Annotated in this window: 7 protein-coding genes; all 7 read left to right on the forward strand. The window is 71.7% G+C overall.

Going from position 1 to position 18,194, the window contains the following annotated elements; all coding sequences use genetic code 11:
• Window positions 1–31 precede the first annotated feature (31 nt).
• Genes AP428_RS33395 through treY form a run of 7 tightly spaced genes read left to right on the forward strand, consistent with a single transcriptional unit; the run spans window position 32 to window position 18,052 of the window.
• Window positions 32–3,424, forward strand: a complete 3,393-nt coding sequence (locus AP428_RS33395) for a maltotransferase domain-containing protein (RefSeq protein ID WP_054928675.1) — start codon at window positions 32–34, stop codon at window positions 3,422–3,424.
• Window positions 3,424–6,834 (forward strand): maltose alpha-D-glucosyltransferase, encoded by a 3,411-nt coding sequence (gene treS / locus AP428_RS33400; protein ID WP_054928677.1) that lies wholly within the window; start codon window positions 3,424–3,426, stop codon window positions 6,832–6,834. The genes AP428_RS33395 and treS overlap by 1 nt, the downstream gene beginning before the upstream one ends.
• Complete coding sequence (glgB, locus tag AP428_RS33405) at window positions 6,831–9,041, forward strand: 1,4-alpha-glucan branching protein GlgB (protein ID WP_011695010.1); 2,211 nt, start codon at window positions 6,831–6,833, stop codon at window positions 9,039–9,041. The genes treS and glgB overlap by 4 nt, the downstream gene beginning before the upstream one ends.
• A gap of 32 nt (window positions 9,042–9,073) precedes the next feature.
• The gene (gene glgX, locus AP428_RS33410) at window positions 9,074–11,191 is read left to right on the forward strand and encodes a glycogen debranching protein GlgX (protein WP_011545539.1); all 2,118 of its coding nucleotides are present in this window, start codon (window positions 9,074–9,076) and stop codon (window positions 11,189–11,191) included.
• A gap of 8 nt (window positions 11,192–11,199) precedes the next feature.
• A complete protein-coding gene (gene treZ / locus AP428_RS33415) occupies window positions 11,200–13,071 on the forward strand; it encodes a malto-oligosyltrehalose trehalohydrolase (RefSeq protein ID WP_011545540.1) in 1,872 nt (623 codons plus the stop codon).
• Complete coding sequence (gene malQ / locus AP428_RS33420; RefSeq protein WP_054928676.1) at window positions 13,068–15,290, forward strand: 4-alpha-glucanotransferase; 2,223 nt, start codon at window positions 13,068–13,070, stop codon at window positions 15,288–15,290. Before treZ ends, malQ begins: the two co-directional genes overlap by 4 nt.
• Window positions 15,287–18,052 (forward strand): malto-oligosyltrehalose synthase, encoded by a 2,766-nt coding sequence (gene treY / locus AP428_RS33425; RefSeq protein ID WP_011695009.1) that lies wholly within the window; start codon window positions 15,287–15,289, stop codon window positions 18,050–18,052. Before malQ ends, treY begins: the two co-directional genes overlap by 4 nt.
• The last annotated feature ends 142 nt before the right edge of the window (window positions 18,053–18,194 follow it).

An 18,194-nucleotide genomic window follows, 5' to 3' on the forward strand; every position in this document is an offset into this window, starting at 1 on the left:
CCCGCGCCACTCGCCCACGCCGCGCCACGCCATGGACTCCACACCACCGTTCGCTCCCCATCTCTACTTCTGCGACGCCCGCCTCGTCGGAACGCTCGACGCGTGGCCGCAAACCTTCGCGCATATCGCGGGGATGGGCTTCGATCACGTGCTGGTCGGCGCGTTCTGGGCCGCGAGCGTGGCCGGCTTTCCGCGCCACGTGGCCGATTTCCGTCGGCCGGCCCAGTCGTTCGAGACACGCGCGAGCGCGCTCGAAACCTTCTCGCGGCTCGCGCAACTGGCGAAAGGCCACGGGCTGCGCCTGCTGCTCGAAGTCGTGCCCGACCGCATCGCGCGCGACAATCCGCTGCGCACCGAGCATCCTGACTGGTACGCCGAGCGTACGCACGACGACGCGCTGATCGATCCGCGCGGCACCGCGCACGCACTGGATATCGCGCATGCGAACACCGCCGACGAAGCGGTGCGCGACGCGCTGTCCGCATGGTGGTGCGCGCATCTCGCGACGTACGCCGACGCGGGCGCGGCCGGCTTCCTGATCGACGCGCCGCATCACCTGCCGGCCGACTGGTGGCCGGGCTGGCGCGCGGCGCTGCGCCGTGCGCGCCCGGACGTCGCGGTGCTCGCCGGGGTGCCCGGCCATGCACGCGACGCGCTCGCGCAACTCGAAGCCGCCGGGTTCGACGCGGTGTTTTCGTCGGTACGCTGGTGGGACCTGCGCGCGCCGTGGTTCGCGGACGAGCACCGGCTGCTGCGCCGGATCGGCGCGCCGATCGCGTTCCCTGATGCGCCCGACGGCCCGCGTCTGGCCGACGACTGGCCCGACGCGCCGGACGACACCGTCGCCCGCGCGTATCGCCGCGCGCTGTGGACGGCCGCGGCCGTCGGCACCGGCTGGCTCGTGCCGATGGGCTTCGAGCGCGGCGTGACGGTGCCGTTGATGGCGCGCGACGCGGATGCCGCGCGCTACCGCGCCGCGTTCGAGCACGCGCGTTTCGACCTGTCGGGCGCGCTCGCCGACGCGAACGCGTGGCGCCGCGCCACGCCCGTCGCGGCGGCGCGCGGCGAAATCGTGCAACTGAGCGCGCCGGGCGCGAGCGCGACCGCGCTGCTGCGCGGCACCGGGCCGCTGCTCGAACACGACGACGCGGCGTTGCTGATCGCGTTGAATCCCGATCTCGACGCGCCTGCGACGGTCGACCCCGCGACGATCCTGCCCGGCGTGCCGGGCGGCTTCACACGCGTCGTCACGCAGGACGGCGCGCGCACGCATCCGCCGGCCGCGCTCGAGCCGTTCACGCTCGCGCCCGGCGCGTATGCGCTGCTGCATGCATGGCGGGCGCCGCCCGTCACGACGCGCGCCGACGCCGCGCGCGAACGCACCGCGCTGTCGGCCGCGCTCGTGGCCGACCGGATCGCGATCGAGCGCGTCGAGCCGTCGGTCGACGACGGCCGCTTCGCGATCAAGCGCGTGATCGGCGAGCCGCTCGTCGTCAGCGCGTCGATCTTCACGGACGGGCACGCGCATCTCGCGGCCGTGCTCCAGTGGCGCGCCGCCGACGACGACACCTGGCGCGAAGTGCCGTTCGAAGCCGAGCCGAACGACCGCTGGCACGCACGCGTCACGCTCGACCGGCTCGGCCGCCATGAATTCCGCGTGGTCGCGTGGCGCGACGACTGGGCGTCGCTCGTCACCGATATCGCGAAGAAGCGCGCGGCCGGCCAGGACGTGACGCTGGAGGTGCGCGAAGCGCAACTGCTGCTCGCGACCGCGCTGAAGCTCGCCGATCCCGTCGATCCGCGCGCGGTCAAGCAGATGGAACGGCTCGTCGCCGAACTCAAGGACGCGTCGCCCGACGACCGCCTCGCGTCGATCGGCGGGCCCGCGCTCGCCGACGCCTTCGCGGCGCTGCGCTACCGCCCGTTCGTCACGCACGACGCGACGACCTACCCGGTCGACGTCGAACGCCGCCAGGCGCGCTTCTCGAGCTGGTACGAGATGTTTCCGCGCTCGGCGAGCGACGATCCGCACCGGCACGGCACGTTCGACGACGTGATCGCGCATTTGCCGCGCATCCGCGACATGGGTTTCGACGTGCTGTATTTCCCGCCGATCCACCCGATCGGCACGTCCGCGCGCAAGGGCCGCAACAACAGCCTGACCGCCGGCCCCGACGACGTCGGCAGCCCGTACGCGATCGGCTCGCCCGACGGCGGCCATACGGCCGTGCATCCGCAGCTCGGCACGCTCGAGTCGTTCCGCGCGCTGGTCGACGCCGCGCGCGGGCACGGGCTCGAGATCGCGCTCGATTTCGCGATCCAGTGCTCGCCCGACCATCCGTGGCTCGCCGCGCATCCGGGCTGGTTCGCGTGGCGGCCCGACGGCTCGCTGCGCTTCGCGGAGAATCCGCCGAAGCGCTACCAGGACATCGTGAACCCCGACTTCTACGCGCCGGACGCGCTGCCCGACCTGTGGCTCGCGCTGCGCGACGCGGTGCTGTTCTGGGTCGACGCGGGCGTGCGGATCTTCCGCGTCGACAACCCGCACACGAAGCCGCTGCCGTTCTGGGCGTGGATGATCGCCGACGTGCGCGGCCGGCATCCGGACGTCGTGTTCCTGTCCGAGGCGTTCACGCGGCCGGGGATGATGTACCGCCTCGCGAAAGTCGGCTTCTCGCAGTCGTATACGTACTTCACGTGGCGCGAGTCGAAGCGCGACTTCATCGACTACCTGACCGAGCTGACCGCCGGCCCGCCACGCGAATTCTTCCGGCCGAACTTCTTCGTCAACACGCCCGACATCAATCCGCGCCACCTGCAGAACGCGCCGCGTTCGCAGTTCGTGATCCGCGCGGCGCTCGCGGCGACGCTGGCCGGCTCGTGGGGCCTGTACTCGGGCTTCGAGCTCGGCGAATCGGCGCCGCTGCCGGACAGCGAGGAATACGCGGATGCCGAGAAATACGAGCTGCGCGCGCGCGACTGGAGCAAGGGCGCGCACATCGGCACGGAAGTCGCGCGGCTGAACCGCGCGCGGCGCGATCACGCGGCGCTGCAGACGCATCTCGGGCTTACGTTCGTCGAGGCCGACAACGATTCGGTGCTCGTGTTCATGAAGGCGACGCCCGCGTTCGACAGCGTGGTGATCGTGGCGATCAGCCTCGACCCGTGGCATCCGCAGGCCGCGAACTTCACGCTCGATGCGGCGCTGTGGCGCGGCCTCGGGCTGGCCGACGGCGAACCGCTCGATGCGCTCGAACAGGACGCCGCGCACGCGGAGACCTGGCGCGGCCATCGCCAGTACGTGTCGCTCGATCCGCACGTGCGGCCGTACGCAATCTGGCGGCTCGCGCCGTCTCCGGGCGCCGCGCGGGCGGCGGCACCCGAACCGGACCCCGCCCGCCGCCCTTCGGGAGCGCATGCATGATGAAACGCGAAGATTCCCTCGACGACGTGCGCCGCGCGCAATTCCCGTCGCTCGCGCCGGCCGGCACGCCGCGCCGGCGCCGCGCGCGCCGCCGCGAACCCGCGCTCTGTGCGGACGATCCGCTGTGGTACAAGGACGCGATCATCTACCAGGTGCACGTGAAGTCGTTCTACGACTCGAACAACGACGGCATCGGCGATTTCCCCGGCCTGATCGCGAAGCTCGACTACATCGCCGAACTCGGCGTCGACACGATCTGGCTGCTGCCGTTCTATCCGTCGCCGCGCCGCGACGACGGCTACGACATCGCCGACTACCGCGACGTGCATCCCGACTACGGCACGCTGGCCGACGTGCGGCGCTTCATCCGCGAGGCGCATGCGCGCGGCATCCGCGTGATCGCGGAGCTCGTGATCAACCACACGTCGGACCAGCATCCGTGGTTCCAGCGCGCGCGCCGCGCGAAACCGGGCTCCACGCATCGCGACTACTACGTGTGGTCCGACACCGACACGAAATACGCAGGCACGCGGATCATCTTTCTGGATACCGAAACGTCGAACTGGACCCACGACCCGGTGGCCGGCCAGTACTACTGGCACCGCTTCTACTCGCACCAGCCGGACCTGAACTTCGACAACCCGGCCGTCGTGCGCGAAGTGATCCAGGTGATGCGCTTCTGGCTCGACCTCGGCATCGACGGGCTGCGGCTCGACGCGGTGCCGTATCTGGTCGAGCGCGAAGGCACCAACAACGAGAACCTGCCCGAGACGCATGCGATCCTGAAGCGGATTCGCGCGACGATCGACGCCGAGTACCCGAACCGGATGCTGCTCGCGGAAGCGAATCAGTGGCCGGAAGACGTGCAGGAATACTTCGGCAACGAGGACGAATGCCACATGGCGTTCCACTTCCCGCTGATGCCGCGCATCTACATGTCGATCGCGAGCGAGGATCGCTTCCCGATCCTCGACATCATGCGGCAGACGCCGGCGCTCGCGCCGAGCAACCAGTGGGCCGTGTTCCTGCGCAACCACGACGAGCTGACGCTCGAGATGGTCACCGATTCGGAGCGCGACCTGCTGTGGCAGACCTATGCGAGCGACCGCCGCGCGCGGCTGAACCTCGGCATCCGGCGCCGGCTCGCGCCGCTGATGGAGCGCGACCGGCGCCGCATCGAGCTGATCAATTCGCTGCTGCTGTCGATGCCCGGCACGCCGGTGATCTACTACGGCGACGAACTCGGGATGGGCGACAACATCCACCTCGGCGACCGCGACGGCGTGCGCACACCGATGCAGTGGTCGTCGGACCGCAACGGCGGCTTCTCGCGCGCCGACCCCGAACTGCTGGTGCTGCCGCCGGTGATGGGCTCGCTGTACGGCTACGACGCAATCAACGTCGAGGCGCAGACGCGCGACCCGCATTCGCTGCTGAACTGGACGCGGCGCATCCTCGCGACGCGCCGTGCGTCGCAGGCGTTCGGGCGCGGCACGATCCGCTTCCTGCGCCCGGAGAACCGCAAGGTGCTCGCGTACCTGCGCGAGCTGGAGGGCCACGAGCCGGTGCTGTGCGTCGCGAACCTGTCGCGCGCGTCGCAGGCGGTAGAACTCGACCTGTCCGAATTCGCGGGCCGCGTGCCGATCGAGATGACCTCCGATTCGCCGTTTCCGCCGATCGGCCAGCTCCCGTATCTCCTCACCTTCCCGCCGTACGGGTTCCTGTGGTTCGTGCTCGCCGAACACGGCCGCGAGCCGTCGTGGCGGCAGCCGCATGCGGAGCCCCTGCCCGAATACGTGACGCTCGTGATGCGGCGCGGCGATACGCGGCCGGACGTGTCGCAACTGCACGCGCTGGCGCACGACGCGCTCGCGTCGTGGCTCGCGCGGCGGCGCTGGTTCGCATCGAAGGATCGCAAGATCGGCGACGCGTGGCTGAACGTCGTCACGCCGATTCCGGACGAGCCGTTCCAGTATGCGGAGGCGTGGGTGTCCGCGAGCGACGGCGGCGTCGAGCGCTACGTGGTGCCGCTCGCGGCCGCGTGGGGCGGCGAGACGTCCCATCCGCTGTTCGCGCAACTGGCGCTCGCGCGCGTGCGGCGCGGCCATACGGTCGGCTACCTGACCGATGCGTTCGCGCTGCCGGCGTTCGCGCGCGGGATGCTGCGCAAGCTGCGCGACGGCGCGACGGTGCCCACGTCCGACGGCGGCCAACTCACCTTTCTGCCGGAAGACGCGCTCGCCGGGCTCGATCCGGGCGACGACGCGGAAGTGCGCTGGCTCGCGGCCGAGCAGAGCAACAGTTCGCTCGTGATCGGCGACGCGATCGTGCTGAAGCTGGTGCGCAAGGTCGCGCACGGCATTCATCCGGAAGCGGAAATGAGCCGGCACCTGACGCGCATCGGGTATGCGAACACCGCGACGCTGGCCGGCGAAGTCGTGCACGTCGACCCGGACGGCACGCCGCATACGGTCGCGATCCTGCAGCGCTACGTCGACAACCAGGGCGACGCGTGGACGCGCTCGTTCGACTTCCTGCGCCGCGCGATCGACGAGCTGGCGCTGCCGGCCGCGGACGAAGGCGAGACGGCCGAAACGGACGAGGAACCCGACGCGCTGCTCGGCTACGCGGCGTTCGCGGGCATCATCGGCACGCGGCTCGGCCAGTTGCACGTCGCGCTCGCGCAGCCATCCGACGATCCCGCGTTCGCACCGGAAACCGCGACGCCCGATCACGTCGACGGCTGGTGCGTGGACGCGATCGCGTCGTTCGAACGCGCGCTCGACGTGCTGCGCACGCGGCTCGACGCGCTCGATGCCCCCACCCGCGCGTCGGCCGACGCGCTGCTCGCATCGCGCGACGCGGCCGTCGAGGCGCTCGGCGAACTCGTGCCACGCACGCTCGACGCGCAATGCACGCGAATTCACGGCGATTTTCATCTGGGCCAGGTGCTCGACGTGCAGGGCGACGCGTTGCTGATCGACTTCGAAGGCGAACCGGCGCGCCCGCTCGAGCGGCGGCGCGCGAAATCGCATCCGCTGCGTGACGTGGCCGGCCTGCTGCGCTCGCTGTCGTACGTGAGCGCGACCGCGCAGTTCGCAATCGAGAAGGCGCCGCCGCAAGCGGCCGGCCGCAAGCGTGCGCTGTTCGACCGCTTCGGACAGGCCGCCGCCGACCGCTTCGTCGAATGCTATCGCGCGGCGGCCGACCTCGCGCCCGCGCGCTTCGTCGATCCGCACTATGCGGACCGCCTGCTCGCGCTGTTCCTGATCGACAAGGCGTCGTACGAGCTGTGCTACGAAGCCGCGAACCGGCCCGACTGGCTGAGCGTGCCGGTCGGCGGGCTCGCGGCGCTGGTCGACCGGCTGCTCGGCGACGGCGCGCTGCCCGACGACGGAGGAAACCCATGACCGATACGCTGTTCGACCGCGCCGATATCGATGCGCTGCTCGCCGGCCGCCATCCCGACCCGTTCGCGTGCCTCGGCCCGCACCGACACGATGACCAGATCGTCGTGCGGGCGCTGCTGCCCGGCGCCGAGCGCGTGCGCGCGCTGTCGCCGGACGGCGCCGAACTCGGCACGCTCGCGTGCGTCGATCGCGCGGGCTGCTTCGCGGGGACGATCGCGCACGATGGCGGCGCGCCGCACTATCTGCTCTCGATCGACTGGCCGGACGCGCATCAGGTGACCGACGATGCGTACGCGTTCGGCACGCTGCTCGACGAAGCAGCGCTTGCGCGTTTTTCGGCCGGCGATCCCGAAGCCGTGCTCGACTGCCTCGGCGCGACACCGGTGCGCATCGACGACACCGACGGCGTGCGGTTCGCGGTGTGGGCGCCGAGCGCGCAGCGCGTGTCGGTGGTCGGCGATTTCAACGCATGGGACGGACGCCGCCATCCGATGCGGCTGCGGCGGCCGTCGGGCGTGTGGGAGCTGTTCGTGCCGGGCATCGGAGCGGGCGAGCGCTACAAGTACGAGCTGTGCGCGGCCGACGGGCGCGTGCTGCCGCACAAGGCCGATCCGTGCGCACGGGCGACCGAGGCGCCGCCGCGCACGGCGTCGGTGGTCGCCGACGTCGCGGCGCTCCACGCGTTCGCCTGGCACGACGACGGCTGGATGCACGCACGGCCGCGCCACGACGACCGCTACCGCGTGCCGTGGTCGATCTACGAGGTCCATCCGGAGTCGTGGCAGCGCATCCCCGAACAGATGGACCGCAGCGCGACGTGGGACGAACTCGCCGAGCGGCTGATTCCGTACGTGAAGGGGATGGGCTTCACGCACGTCGAATTCATGCCGATCGCCGAATACCCGTTCGGCGGCTCGTGGGGCTACCAGCCGCTCGCGCAGTTCGCGCCGTCCGCGCGCTTCGGGCCGGTCGAGGGCTTCGCGCGCTTCGTCGATCGTGCGCACGCGGCCGGCATCGGCGTGCTCGTCGACTGGGTGCCCGCGCATTTTCCGAACGACGCGCACGGGCTCGCGCAATTCGACGGCAGCGCGCTGTACGAGCATGCCGACCCGCGCGAGGGGATGCACCCCGACTGGAACACCTGCGTGTTCAACGTCGGGCGCACCGAGGTCAGTGCGTTCCTCGTCGCGTCGGCGCTCGCGTGGGCGCGCCGCTATCACGTCGACGGCATCCGCGTCGACGCGGTCGCGTCGATGCTGTATCGCGACTATTCGCGCAAGGAAGGCGAATGGGTGCCGAACGTGTACGGCGGCCGCGAAAACCTCGAATCGGTCGCGTTCCTGCGCCGGCTGAACGACACGCTGCACGGTGACGCCGCGCCGGCCGGCGTCGTCACCGTCGCGGAGGAGTCGACCGCGTGGCCGGGCGTCACCGCGCCGACCGCCGACGGCGGGCTCGGCTTCGACTTCAAGTGGAACATGGGCTGGATGCACGACACGCTCGCGTACCTGCACGAAGACCCGATCCACCGCCGCTATCACCACGACCGGATGACGTTCGGGCTCGTGTACGCGTTCTCCGAGCGCTTCGTGCTGCCGCTGTCGCACGACGAGGTCGTGCACGGCAAGGGCTCGCTCGTCGCGAAGATGCCCGGCGACGCGTGGCAGCGGCTCGCGACGCTGCGCGCGTATTTCGGCTTCATGTGGGCACACCCCGGCAAGAAGCTGCTGTTCATGGGCAGCGAATTCGCGCAGTGGAGCGAGTTCGCGCACGACGCGACGCCGCACTGGGATTTGCTCGACGCGCCCGCGCATCGCGGCGTGCAGCGGCTCGTGCGCGATCTCAACCGCGCGTACGCGGCCGAGCCGGCGCTGCATGCGCTCGACTGCCACGCGGCCGGCTTCGCCTGGCTGATCGGCGACGACCGCGACAACAGCGTGTTCGCGTTCGCGCGCCGCGACGATACGGGGCGCCTGGTGGTCGCCGTCTGCAACTTCACGCCCGTGCCGCGCGCCGGTTATCGGCTCGGCCTGCCCGCGCCCGGCCACTGGCGCGAACTGATGAACACCGATGCCGCGTCGTACGGCGGCACCAACGCCGGCAACGACGGCGCCGTGTGGGCCGAAGCCGTGCCCGCGCACGGCGAGGCGTGGTCGGCGAGCTTGCGCCTGCCGCCGCTCGCGACGCTCTGGTTGACCCCTGCCTGATCATTCACCTCCCCGACACGGAGACCCACCCCATGCCGACCGCCCTGCCCGACCGTCTCGAACCCGGCCGCAGCTATCCGCTCGGCGCCAGTTGGGACGGCCTCGGGACCAACTTCGCGGTATTTTCCGCGCACGCGCAGCGCATCCAGCTGTGCGTGTTCGACCCGACCGGCCGCAAGGAACTCGCGCGCCTCGACCTGCCCGAATGCACCGACGAGGTGTGGCACGGCTACCTGCCCAACGCGCATCCGGGCACCGTGTACGGGTTCCGCGCGGACGGCCCGTACCAGCCGCAGCACGGCCATCGCTTCAATCCGACCAAGCTGCTGCTCGACCCGTACGCGCGCAAGCTGGTCGGCCAGTTCCGCTGGTCGGACGCACTGTTCGGCTATCGCGTGCATTCGAACCGGGCCGACCTGTCGATGGACCGCCGCGATTCGGCCCCCGCGATGCCGAAAGCGGTGGTCGTCGACGAAGCGTTCGACTGGAGCAACGACCGCCGCCCGAACGTGCCGTGGCGCAGCACCGTGATCTACGAGACCCACGTGCGCGGCGCGTCGATGCGCCGCGCCGGGCTGCGCCCGCCGGAGCGCGGCACGTTCGCGTCGCTCGCGCATCCGGCGTTCATCGATCACCTGCTGTCGATCGGCGTGACGACGGTCGAGCTGCTGCCGATCCACGCGTTCCTGCAGCAGCGCGAGCTCGTGAAACGCGGGCTGCGCAACTACTGGGGCTACGACACGGCCGCGTTCTTCGCGCCGGAGCCGTCGTACCTGACGACGCGGCGGCTCGACGAAATGCGCATCGCGGTGCGCCAGCTGCATGCGGCCGGCATCGAAGTCGTGCTGGACGTGGTCTACAACCACACGTGCGAAGGCAACCAGCTCGGGCCCACGCTGTCGTGGCGCGGCCTCGACAACGCGAGCTATTACCGGCTGCGGCCCGACGATCCGCGTTATCACGTCGACGAAACCGGCTGCGGCAACACGCTGAACATGTCGCATCCGCGCGTCGTGCAGATGGTGATGGATTCGCTGCGCTACTGGGCGACCGCGTTCAACATCGACGGCTTCCGCTTCGATCTCGGCGTGACGCTCGGCCGCGAGGATCACGGCTTCGAGCCCGGCGCCGGGTTCTTCGATGCGCTGCGGCAGGACCCCGTGCTCGCGCAGCGCAAGCTGATCACCGAGCCGTGGGATCTCGGCCCCGGCGGCTATCAGCTCGGCCGCCACCCGCCCGGCTTCGCCGAATGGAACGACCGGTTTCGCGACACCGTGCGGCGTTTCTGGCGCGGCGACGCGGGGCAGCGCCCGGAACTGGCCGCGCGGCTGTCGGGCTCGGCCGACCTGTTCAATCACGGGCGGCGCCGCACGTGGGCCTCGATCAATTTCGTGACCGCGCACGACGGCTTCACGCTGGCCGACCTCGTGGCGTATGCGGGCAAGCACAACGACGCGAACGGCGAGGACAACCGCGACGGCCGCGACGACAACTGCAGCGCGAACTGGGGCGTCGAAGGGCCGACCGACGACACGGCGATCCGCGACGTGCGGCTGCGCGTCGCCCGCTCGATGCTCGCGACGCTGTTTACCGCGCTCGGCACGCCGATGCTCGTGGCCGGCGACGAATTCGGCCGCACGCAGCACGGCAACAACAACGCGTATTGCCAGGATAACGAACTGTCGTGGCTCGACTGGGATCTCGCGCACAGCGACGCCGGCGTGCAGATGACCCGCTTCGTGTCGCGGCTCGCCGCGCTGCGGCGCATGTATCCGGTGATGTCGGCGCCGCGCTACCCGTCGGGCGACCGCGACGGCGCGCCGGGCATGCGCGAGATCGACTGGTTCGACGAACGCGGCGACGCGCTCACCGTGCCCGCCTGGGAAGACGGCGAACGCCGCGCATTGACGATGCGGCGCGTCGGCACCGGCCGCACCGGGCGCACCGAAGCGTTGCTCGTGATGCTGAACGCATCGGCCGACACCATCACGTTCATACCGCCCGCGCCCGTGCTCGATTACCGCATCCTGCTCGACACTGCGACGCCCGACTCGGGCCCGCGCTCGTGGCCGGAAGCGGGGCTCGACGTCGCCGCGCATGCGGCCGTGATCGCGGTCGCGGCCGTGCCGCCGCCAGATCAGTCTTCCTGAGGACCGCTATGACATCCCGTTCCGCCCGCCCCACCGGCACGCATGTATTCGAATCGTCGTTCGGCGCGACCTGCATCGAGGCCGACCGCACGCGCTTCCGGCTATGGGCGCCCGCGAGCCGCACCGCCGCCGTCGAGCTGCAGGACGCAGGCGGCCGCGCGATCCCGATGACGCCTGCCGGCGACGGCTGGTTCGAGACGGTCGCGCCGTGCGGCCCCGGCACGCTGTACCGCTACCTGCTCGACGACGCGCTGGCGGTGGCCGATCCCGCGTCGCGCTTCCAGCCGTACGACGTGCACGGCCCGAGCCAGGTCGTCGATCCGGCTGCGTACCGCTGGCGCCACGACGCGTGGCGCGGCCGCCCGTGGCACGAAACGGTGCTCTACGAGCTGCATGTCGGCGCATGCGGCGGCTACGCGGCCGTCGAGCGGCGCCTGCCGGCGATCGCCGAACTCAGCGTGACCGCCGTCGAGCTGATGCCCGTCAATGCGTTTCCCGGCGCACGCAACTGGGGCTACGACGGCGTGCTGCCGTTCGCGCCCGACGCGTCGTACGGGCGGCCCGAGGAACTGAAATCGCTGGTCGACAGCGCGCACGGGCTCGGGCTGCAGGTATTCCTCGACGTCGTATACAACCACTTCGGCCCCGACGGCAACCTGCTGCCGCGCTACGCACCCGACTTCTTCCGCGCGGACCGGCAGACTGCGTGGGGGCCGGCGATCGACTTCACCCGCCCGCAGACGAGCGCGTTCTTCATCGACAACGCGCTGTACTGGCTGGACGAGTACCGCTTCGACGGGCTGCGCATCGACGCCGCGCACGCGATCGACGACGACGCATGGCTGCGCGAACTCGCGCGCCGCGTGCGCGCGCAGGCAGGCGACGCGCGCCACGTGCATCTCGTGCTGGAGAACGAGCGCAATACCGCGAGCCTGCTCGGCCCCGGCGGCTTCGACGCGCAATGGAACGACGACTTCCACAACAGCGCGCACGTGCTGCTGACCGGCGAGCGCGACGGTTACTACCGCGCGTACGCCGATGCGCCGCTGCGCCATTTCGCGCGCACGCTCGGCGAAGGCTTCGCGTACCAGGGCGACCCGTCGCCGCTGCACGACGGCGCCGCGCGCGGCGAGCCGAGCGCGCACCTGCCGCCGACCGCGTTCGTCGTGTTCCTGCAGAACCACGACCAGGTCGGCAACCGCGCGTTCGGCGAACGGCTGCGCGCGCTCGCGAACGACGATGCGGTGCGCGCGGCCACCGCGCTGATGCTGCTCGCGCCGTCGATCCCGCTGCTGTTCATGGGCGAGGAAGACGGCAGCACGCAGCCGTTCCAGTTCTTCACCGACTATCGCGGCGCGCTCGCCGATGCGGTGCGCGAAGGCCGGCGCCGCGAATTCGCCGCGTTTCCCGCGTTCGCCGACGCCGCCCATCGCGACGCGATTCCCGACCCGAACGACATCGCGACCTTCGTGCGCTCGTCGTCGCACCATCCGCCCGACGAGTCGTGGCCCGACGCGGCCGCCTGGCGGCGCTTCTACCGCAGCGCGCTGGCCGTGCGCGCGGCGCTCGTGACGCCGCATCTGGAGAACGCGCGGTCGCTCGGCGTCGAACTGCTCGCGGGCGACGGCGACCCGCCCGCACTGGTCGCGCGCTGGCGCCTCGGCGACGGCAGCACGCTGACGATCGCGCTGAATCTCGGCTCGCACGACGCGACGCTGCCCGCGCTGCCGGTCGGCAAGATCGTGTTCGAGACGCCGCCGCGGGCGCGCGACCGGCTGCCCGGCGGGCACGTGCCGCCCCGCGCCTGCATCGTATGGCGCGACGGCGCGGTCAACCGGGATGCGCGGCATCACAGCACGAACGGACGGAGCCTCTCATGACGACCGACGTCCCGATCGCGGCGCTCGCCCGTGCGGCCGGCCTGCAACCCGACTGGACCGACGCGGGCGGCGTCGCACGGCGCGTGGACGACGACGCGCTGGTCGCGCTCGTCGATGCGCTCGGCTGGCCGTGCGGCACGGCGATCCAGCGGGTCGACAGCGCGGCCGCGCTCGCCGATGCGAACGCGTCACCGCCGCGCCTCGTGACCGGCGACGCCGGCCTGCCGCTGACGCTGCCCGCGACCATCGCGCCGCCGGGCGCGCGCTTCAGGATCTCGCTCGAAACCGGCGGGCACGTGGACGGCCGGGTGGGCGGCGCGGGCGAACACGGCACGCTGCCGCCGCTCGCGATGCCCGGTTATCACGCGCTCGACATCGGCGAGCAGCGCATCGGGCTCGCGATTGCGCCGCCGCGGGCACGGCCATTCGACGCGCTCGCCCGTGCGCACGACGGAGGCCGCTGGGGCATCGCGGCGCAGCTCTACAGCCTGCGCCGCACCGGCGACGATGGCGCGGGCGATTACACGGCGCTTGCGCGGCTCGCCGCACAGGCGGCGCGACACGGCGCGCAGGCGGTGGCGATCAGCCCGACGCATGCCGGCTATCCGGCGCTTCCCGCGCACGACAGCCCGTATTCGCCGTCGTCGCGGCGCTGGCACAACGTCGCGTATCTCGACTGCGACGCGGTGCCGGGCGCCGACGCGGCACATCGCCCATCCGCTGCCACGGCCGACGCCGCGCTGATCGACTGGCCCAGCGTGCTGCCGACGAAGCTGCGGCGCCTGCGTGCGTGCTTCGACGCATGGCGCGCGAGCGACGACCCGTCGCGCGACACGTACCAGCGGTTTCGCGCGGCGGGCGGCGCGGCGCTCGACGCGCATGCGCGCTTCGATGCGCTGCAGGCGTTCTGCATCGAGCACGGGATCGGCGCGGACTGGCGGCAGTGGCCGTCGCAATGGCGCATGTCGGGGTCGGCGGAAGTCGACGCGTTCGCGCATGAGCATGCCGACACGATCGCGTTCCACACCTTCCTCCAATGGTGCGCGTCGCGCGCGCTCGGCGACGCGCAGCACGCCGCGCGCGGCGCGGGCATGGCGACCGGGCTGATCGCCGATCTCGCGGTCGGCTCCGATCAGGCCGGCAGCGACGCGTGGGCGCACGGCACGACGCTGCTGCGCGGTGTATCGCTCGGCGCGCCGCCCGACCTGTTCAATGCGGCCGGTCAGGCGTGGGGCGTGACGACGTGGACGCCCGACGCGCTGCGTGCGGACGGCTTCATGCCGTTCATCGACCTGCTGCGCGCCGCGTTCGCGCACGCCGGCGGCATCCGCATCGACCACGTGCTCGGCTTCGCGCGAATGTGGATCGTGCCGGACGGTGGCTCGCCGCGCAGCGGCGCGTACCTGCACTATCCGCTCGACGATCTGGTGCGGCTCGTCGCGCTCGAGGCGGCGCGCCATCGCGCGATCGCGATCGGCGAGGATCTGGGCACCGTGCCGGCCGGGTTGCGCGAACGGCTCGGCGCGCAGGGTGTCGCGGGCATGCGCGTGCTGTGGTTCGAGCGCGATGCGGATGGCGCGTTCCGGCCGCCCGCCGCGTGGGATCGCGACGCGATCGCGATGACCTCGACGCACGATTTGCCGACCGTGGCCGGCTGGTGGCGCGGCGTCGATCTCGGATGGCGGCGCGTCGCAGCCGAGGCCGCAGCCGCGAAGCGACGCGACGAAGCGCAACCACCGCGCGATGTCGCCGCCCCGGCGCCGGACGACGCGAGCGCGCACGATTCGGACGCAATCGTGCAAAGCATGGCGTTCGGGCACGACACCGTGCAGCGCCCCGATTCGAATCACTCGACGCCCCCGCCGCCTCCCGAACTGCTTGCCGCTCACGCGGAACGCGCCACCGAGCGCGCGGCGCTGTGGCACGCGCTGCAGCACGCAGGCTGCGCGCCGGCCGACGCCGCGGTGCCGCCGGCTAACATGCCGCCGGTGAACGCGATCCTCGGCTACGTCGCGAGCAGCCCGTCGCCGCTCGCGCTGCTGCCGCTCGAGGATCTGCTCGCCCTCGACGCGCAGCCGAACCTGCCGGGGCCGCCGTGCGGCCATCCGAACTGGCGGCAGCGGCTGCCGCGCACGATCGATGCGCTGTTCGACGCCGACGTGCGCACGCGCATCGCGGCCGTCGTGCACGCGCGCCGCTCGCGGAGGCATGGCCCATGACCCCACGCGCGACGCTGCGACTGCAGCTGCATGCGGGCTTCACGTTCGACGACGCTGCCGCGCACGCCGACTACTTCGCGCGGCTCGGCGTGAGCCACCTGTACCTGTCGCCGGTGTCCACGGCCGAGCCCGGCTCGCGGCACGGCTACGACACCGTCGACCACGGCGCGCTCGGCGCGGAACTCGGCGGCGAAGCCGGCTTCATGCGGCTCGTCGACGCGCTGCGTGCGCGCGGCCTCGGCATCGTCATCGACATCGTGCCGAACCACATGGGCGTCGGCGGGTCGTCGAACGGCTGGTGGAACGACGTGCTCGAATGGGGGCCGGCGAGCCCGTACGCACGCTATTTCGACATCGACTGGCATCCGCCCGACCCCACGCTCGACGGCAAGGTGCTGCTGCCCTGCCTCGGCGCGCCGTACGGCGATGCGCTCGCGGCCGGCGACATCACGCTGCGCGCCGATCCGGCCACGGGCCGCTTCATCATCGCGTGCCCCGGGCGGCGGCTGCCGGTCGCCGCCGCCACCTATGCGGAGATCCTGCGCATCGCGAACCGCGCGGACCTGAACGCGCTCGCCGAGCGCTTCGATGCCGCACCGGCACGCGACAGCGCGCGACTCGCCGCCGCCCATGCGGCGCTGCGCGACTATGCGGCCGCGCACGGCCCGCATGCGTTCGACGCGGTATTGCGCGGCGCCGACCCGCGCCGCGCCCGCTCGCGCGCGTGCCTGCACCGGCTGCTCGAACGCCAGCACTACCGGCTCGCCTGGTGGCGCACGGCCGCCGACGAGCTGAACTGGCGGCGCTTCTTCGACATCGCGACGCTCGCGGCCGTGCGCGTCGAGGACGAGGCGGTGTTCGACGCCGTGCATGCGCTGCCGCTGCGCCTGCATGCCGCCGGGCTCGTCGATGGCGTGCGCGTCGATCACGTCGACGGCCTCGCCGATCCGCGCGCGTATTGCCGCCGGCTGCACGCGCGGCTCGCCGCGCAGCGCGACGCGCGACCCTACGTCGTGGTCGAAAAGATCCTCGCGCCCGGCGAAGCGTTGAGCAGCGATTGGGCCGTCGACGGCACGACCGGCTACGACTTCATGAACGACGTCGGCGCGCTGCTGCACGACCCGGCCGGCGCCGAACCGCTCGCCGCGCACTGGGCGGCCGTGTCGGGTTCGGCGCGCACGTTCGCGCAGGAAGCGCTCGACGGCAAGCGGCGCGTGCTGATGCGCCAGCTCGCCGCCGAGCATGCGCGGGTCGCGCGGTTGCTGCACGAGATTGCACGGGCGTCGCCCGTCACGCGCGACGTCAGCCGGATCGCGATCCAGCGCGTGCTCGGCGAACTCGCCGTGCGATTGCCCGTGTACCGGATGTATCCGGCCCCGGGCAACGAGCCCGCCGACGAAGACCGGCGCGTGCTCGCCCACGCGTACGAAGGCGCGTACGCGGCGGTCGACCCGACCGACCGGTTCGCGCTCGAACGCGTCGCCGCGTGGCTCGGCTTGCCGGTCGTGCGCGTGCCGCGCGCGAACGCCGATGCGCTGCTGGCGGCGCGCGTCGCGTTCGCGCAGCTCACCGCGCCGCTGGCCGCGAAGGGCGTCGAGGATACCGCCAACTATCGCTACGGCCGGCTGCTGTCGCGCAACGAGGTCGGCGCCGACGCCGGCGACTTCAGCCTGTCGCGCGGCGCGTTCCATGCGCGCAACCGGCGCCGCGCGCGCACCGTGCCGCACGGGCTCGTCGCGACGGCCACGCACGACCACAAGCGCGGCGAGGACGCGCGCGCGCGGCTCGCGGTGCTCAGCGAGGTGCCGGATGCATGGCGTGCGGTGTCGCTCGACTGGTCGGCGCTGAACGCGCCGCATCGCGGCGGCCCGCACCGCGACCTCGCGTGGACGCCCGGGCCGGCCGCCGAGGCGATGCTTTACCAGACGCTCGTCGGCTGCTGGCCGCCCGCGCTCGCGCCCGATGATGCGGCCGGGCTCGACGCGCTCGCGACACGCGTCGTGCAGTGGCAGACGAAGGCGCTGCGCGAAGCGAAGCAGTACACCGACTGGCTCGCGCCCGAGCCGGATTACGAGCACGGCTGCGAAGCGTTCGTCCGCGCGATCTTGACGCCGCGCGGCGCGGGCGATTTTCCGCATCGGCTGCATGCGTTCGTCGCGCGGATCGCGCCGGCCGGCGTCGTCAACAGCCTCACGCAGACGGCGCTGCGGATCGCGTCGCCCGGCGTGCCGGATCTGTATCAAGGTACCGAGTCATGGGATCACTCGCTCGTCGATCCGGACAACCGGCGCGACGTGCCGTTCGCGACGCTGGCGGCCGAACCGGTCGATGGGCCGGTCGCATCGTATCTGCCGACGTGGCCCGATGCGCGCGTGAAGCGCGCGCTGATCGAACGGATGCTGGCGCTGCGGGCGCGATGGCCGGCGACGTTCGCGGACGGCGCCTACGTTCCGCTGCGGGTGCGCGGCAAGCTTGCGCGGCACGTGGTGGCGTTCGCGCGATGTGATGAGGCAGCCACCGTGGTGGTGGTTGCGACACGGCTTGCATGTCGGTTGCTGGGGGAAGCGCCAGAGATACCGCGCGTGGAGCCTGCGCAATGGGGCGATACGACGGTCGTGCTGCCGCGCGGGGTTGAAGGACCGTGGACGGACTGGTTGAATGCGCGCAACGCGATCGAGGCGCCGGAAGGTGTGCTGGCGCTCGATCGCTGTCTGGCCGAATTGCCGGTGGCGGTGCTGGTCGCGGCGCGGACGGGAAATTGAAGCCGATGCCCAATGCAGGCCAGCCCTGTGTCACCAAAATCGATTTTGTGCAAAACGTGCCGTCAATAATCGATTTTGCGCACGCGTAATCGAGTTTCAACCGAAACGCCCGATCGTAAGCGTTTTCGTGCAGTCGACGAGG

This window comes from Burkholderia sp. E168m22 (genome assembly GCF_001319805.1).
Lineage (GTDB): Bacteria > Pseudomonadota > Gammaproteobacteria > Burkholderiales > Burkholderiaceae > Burkholderia > Burkholderia orbicola.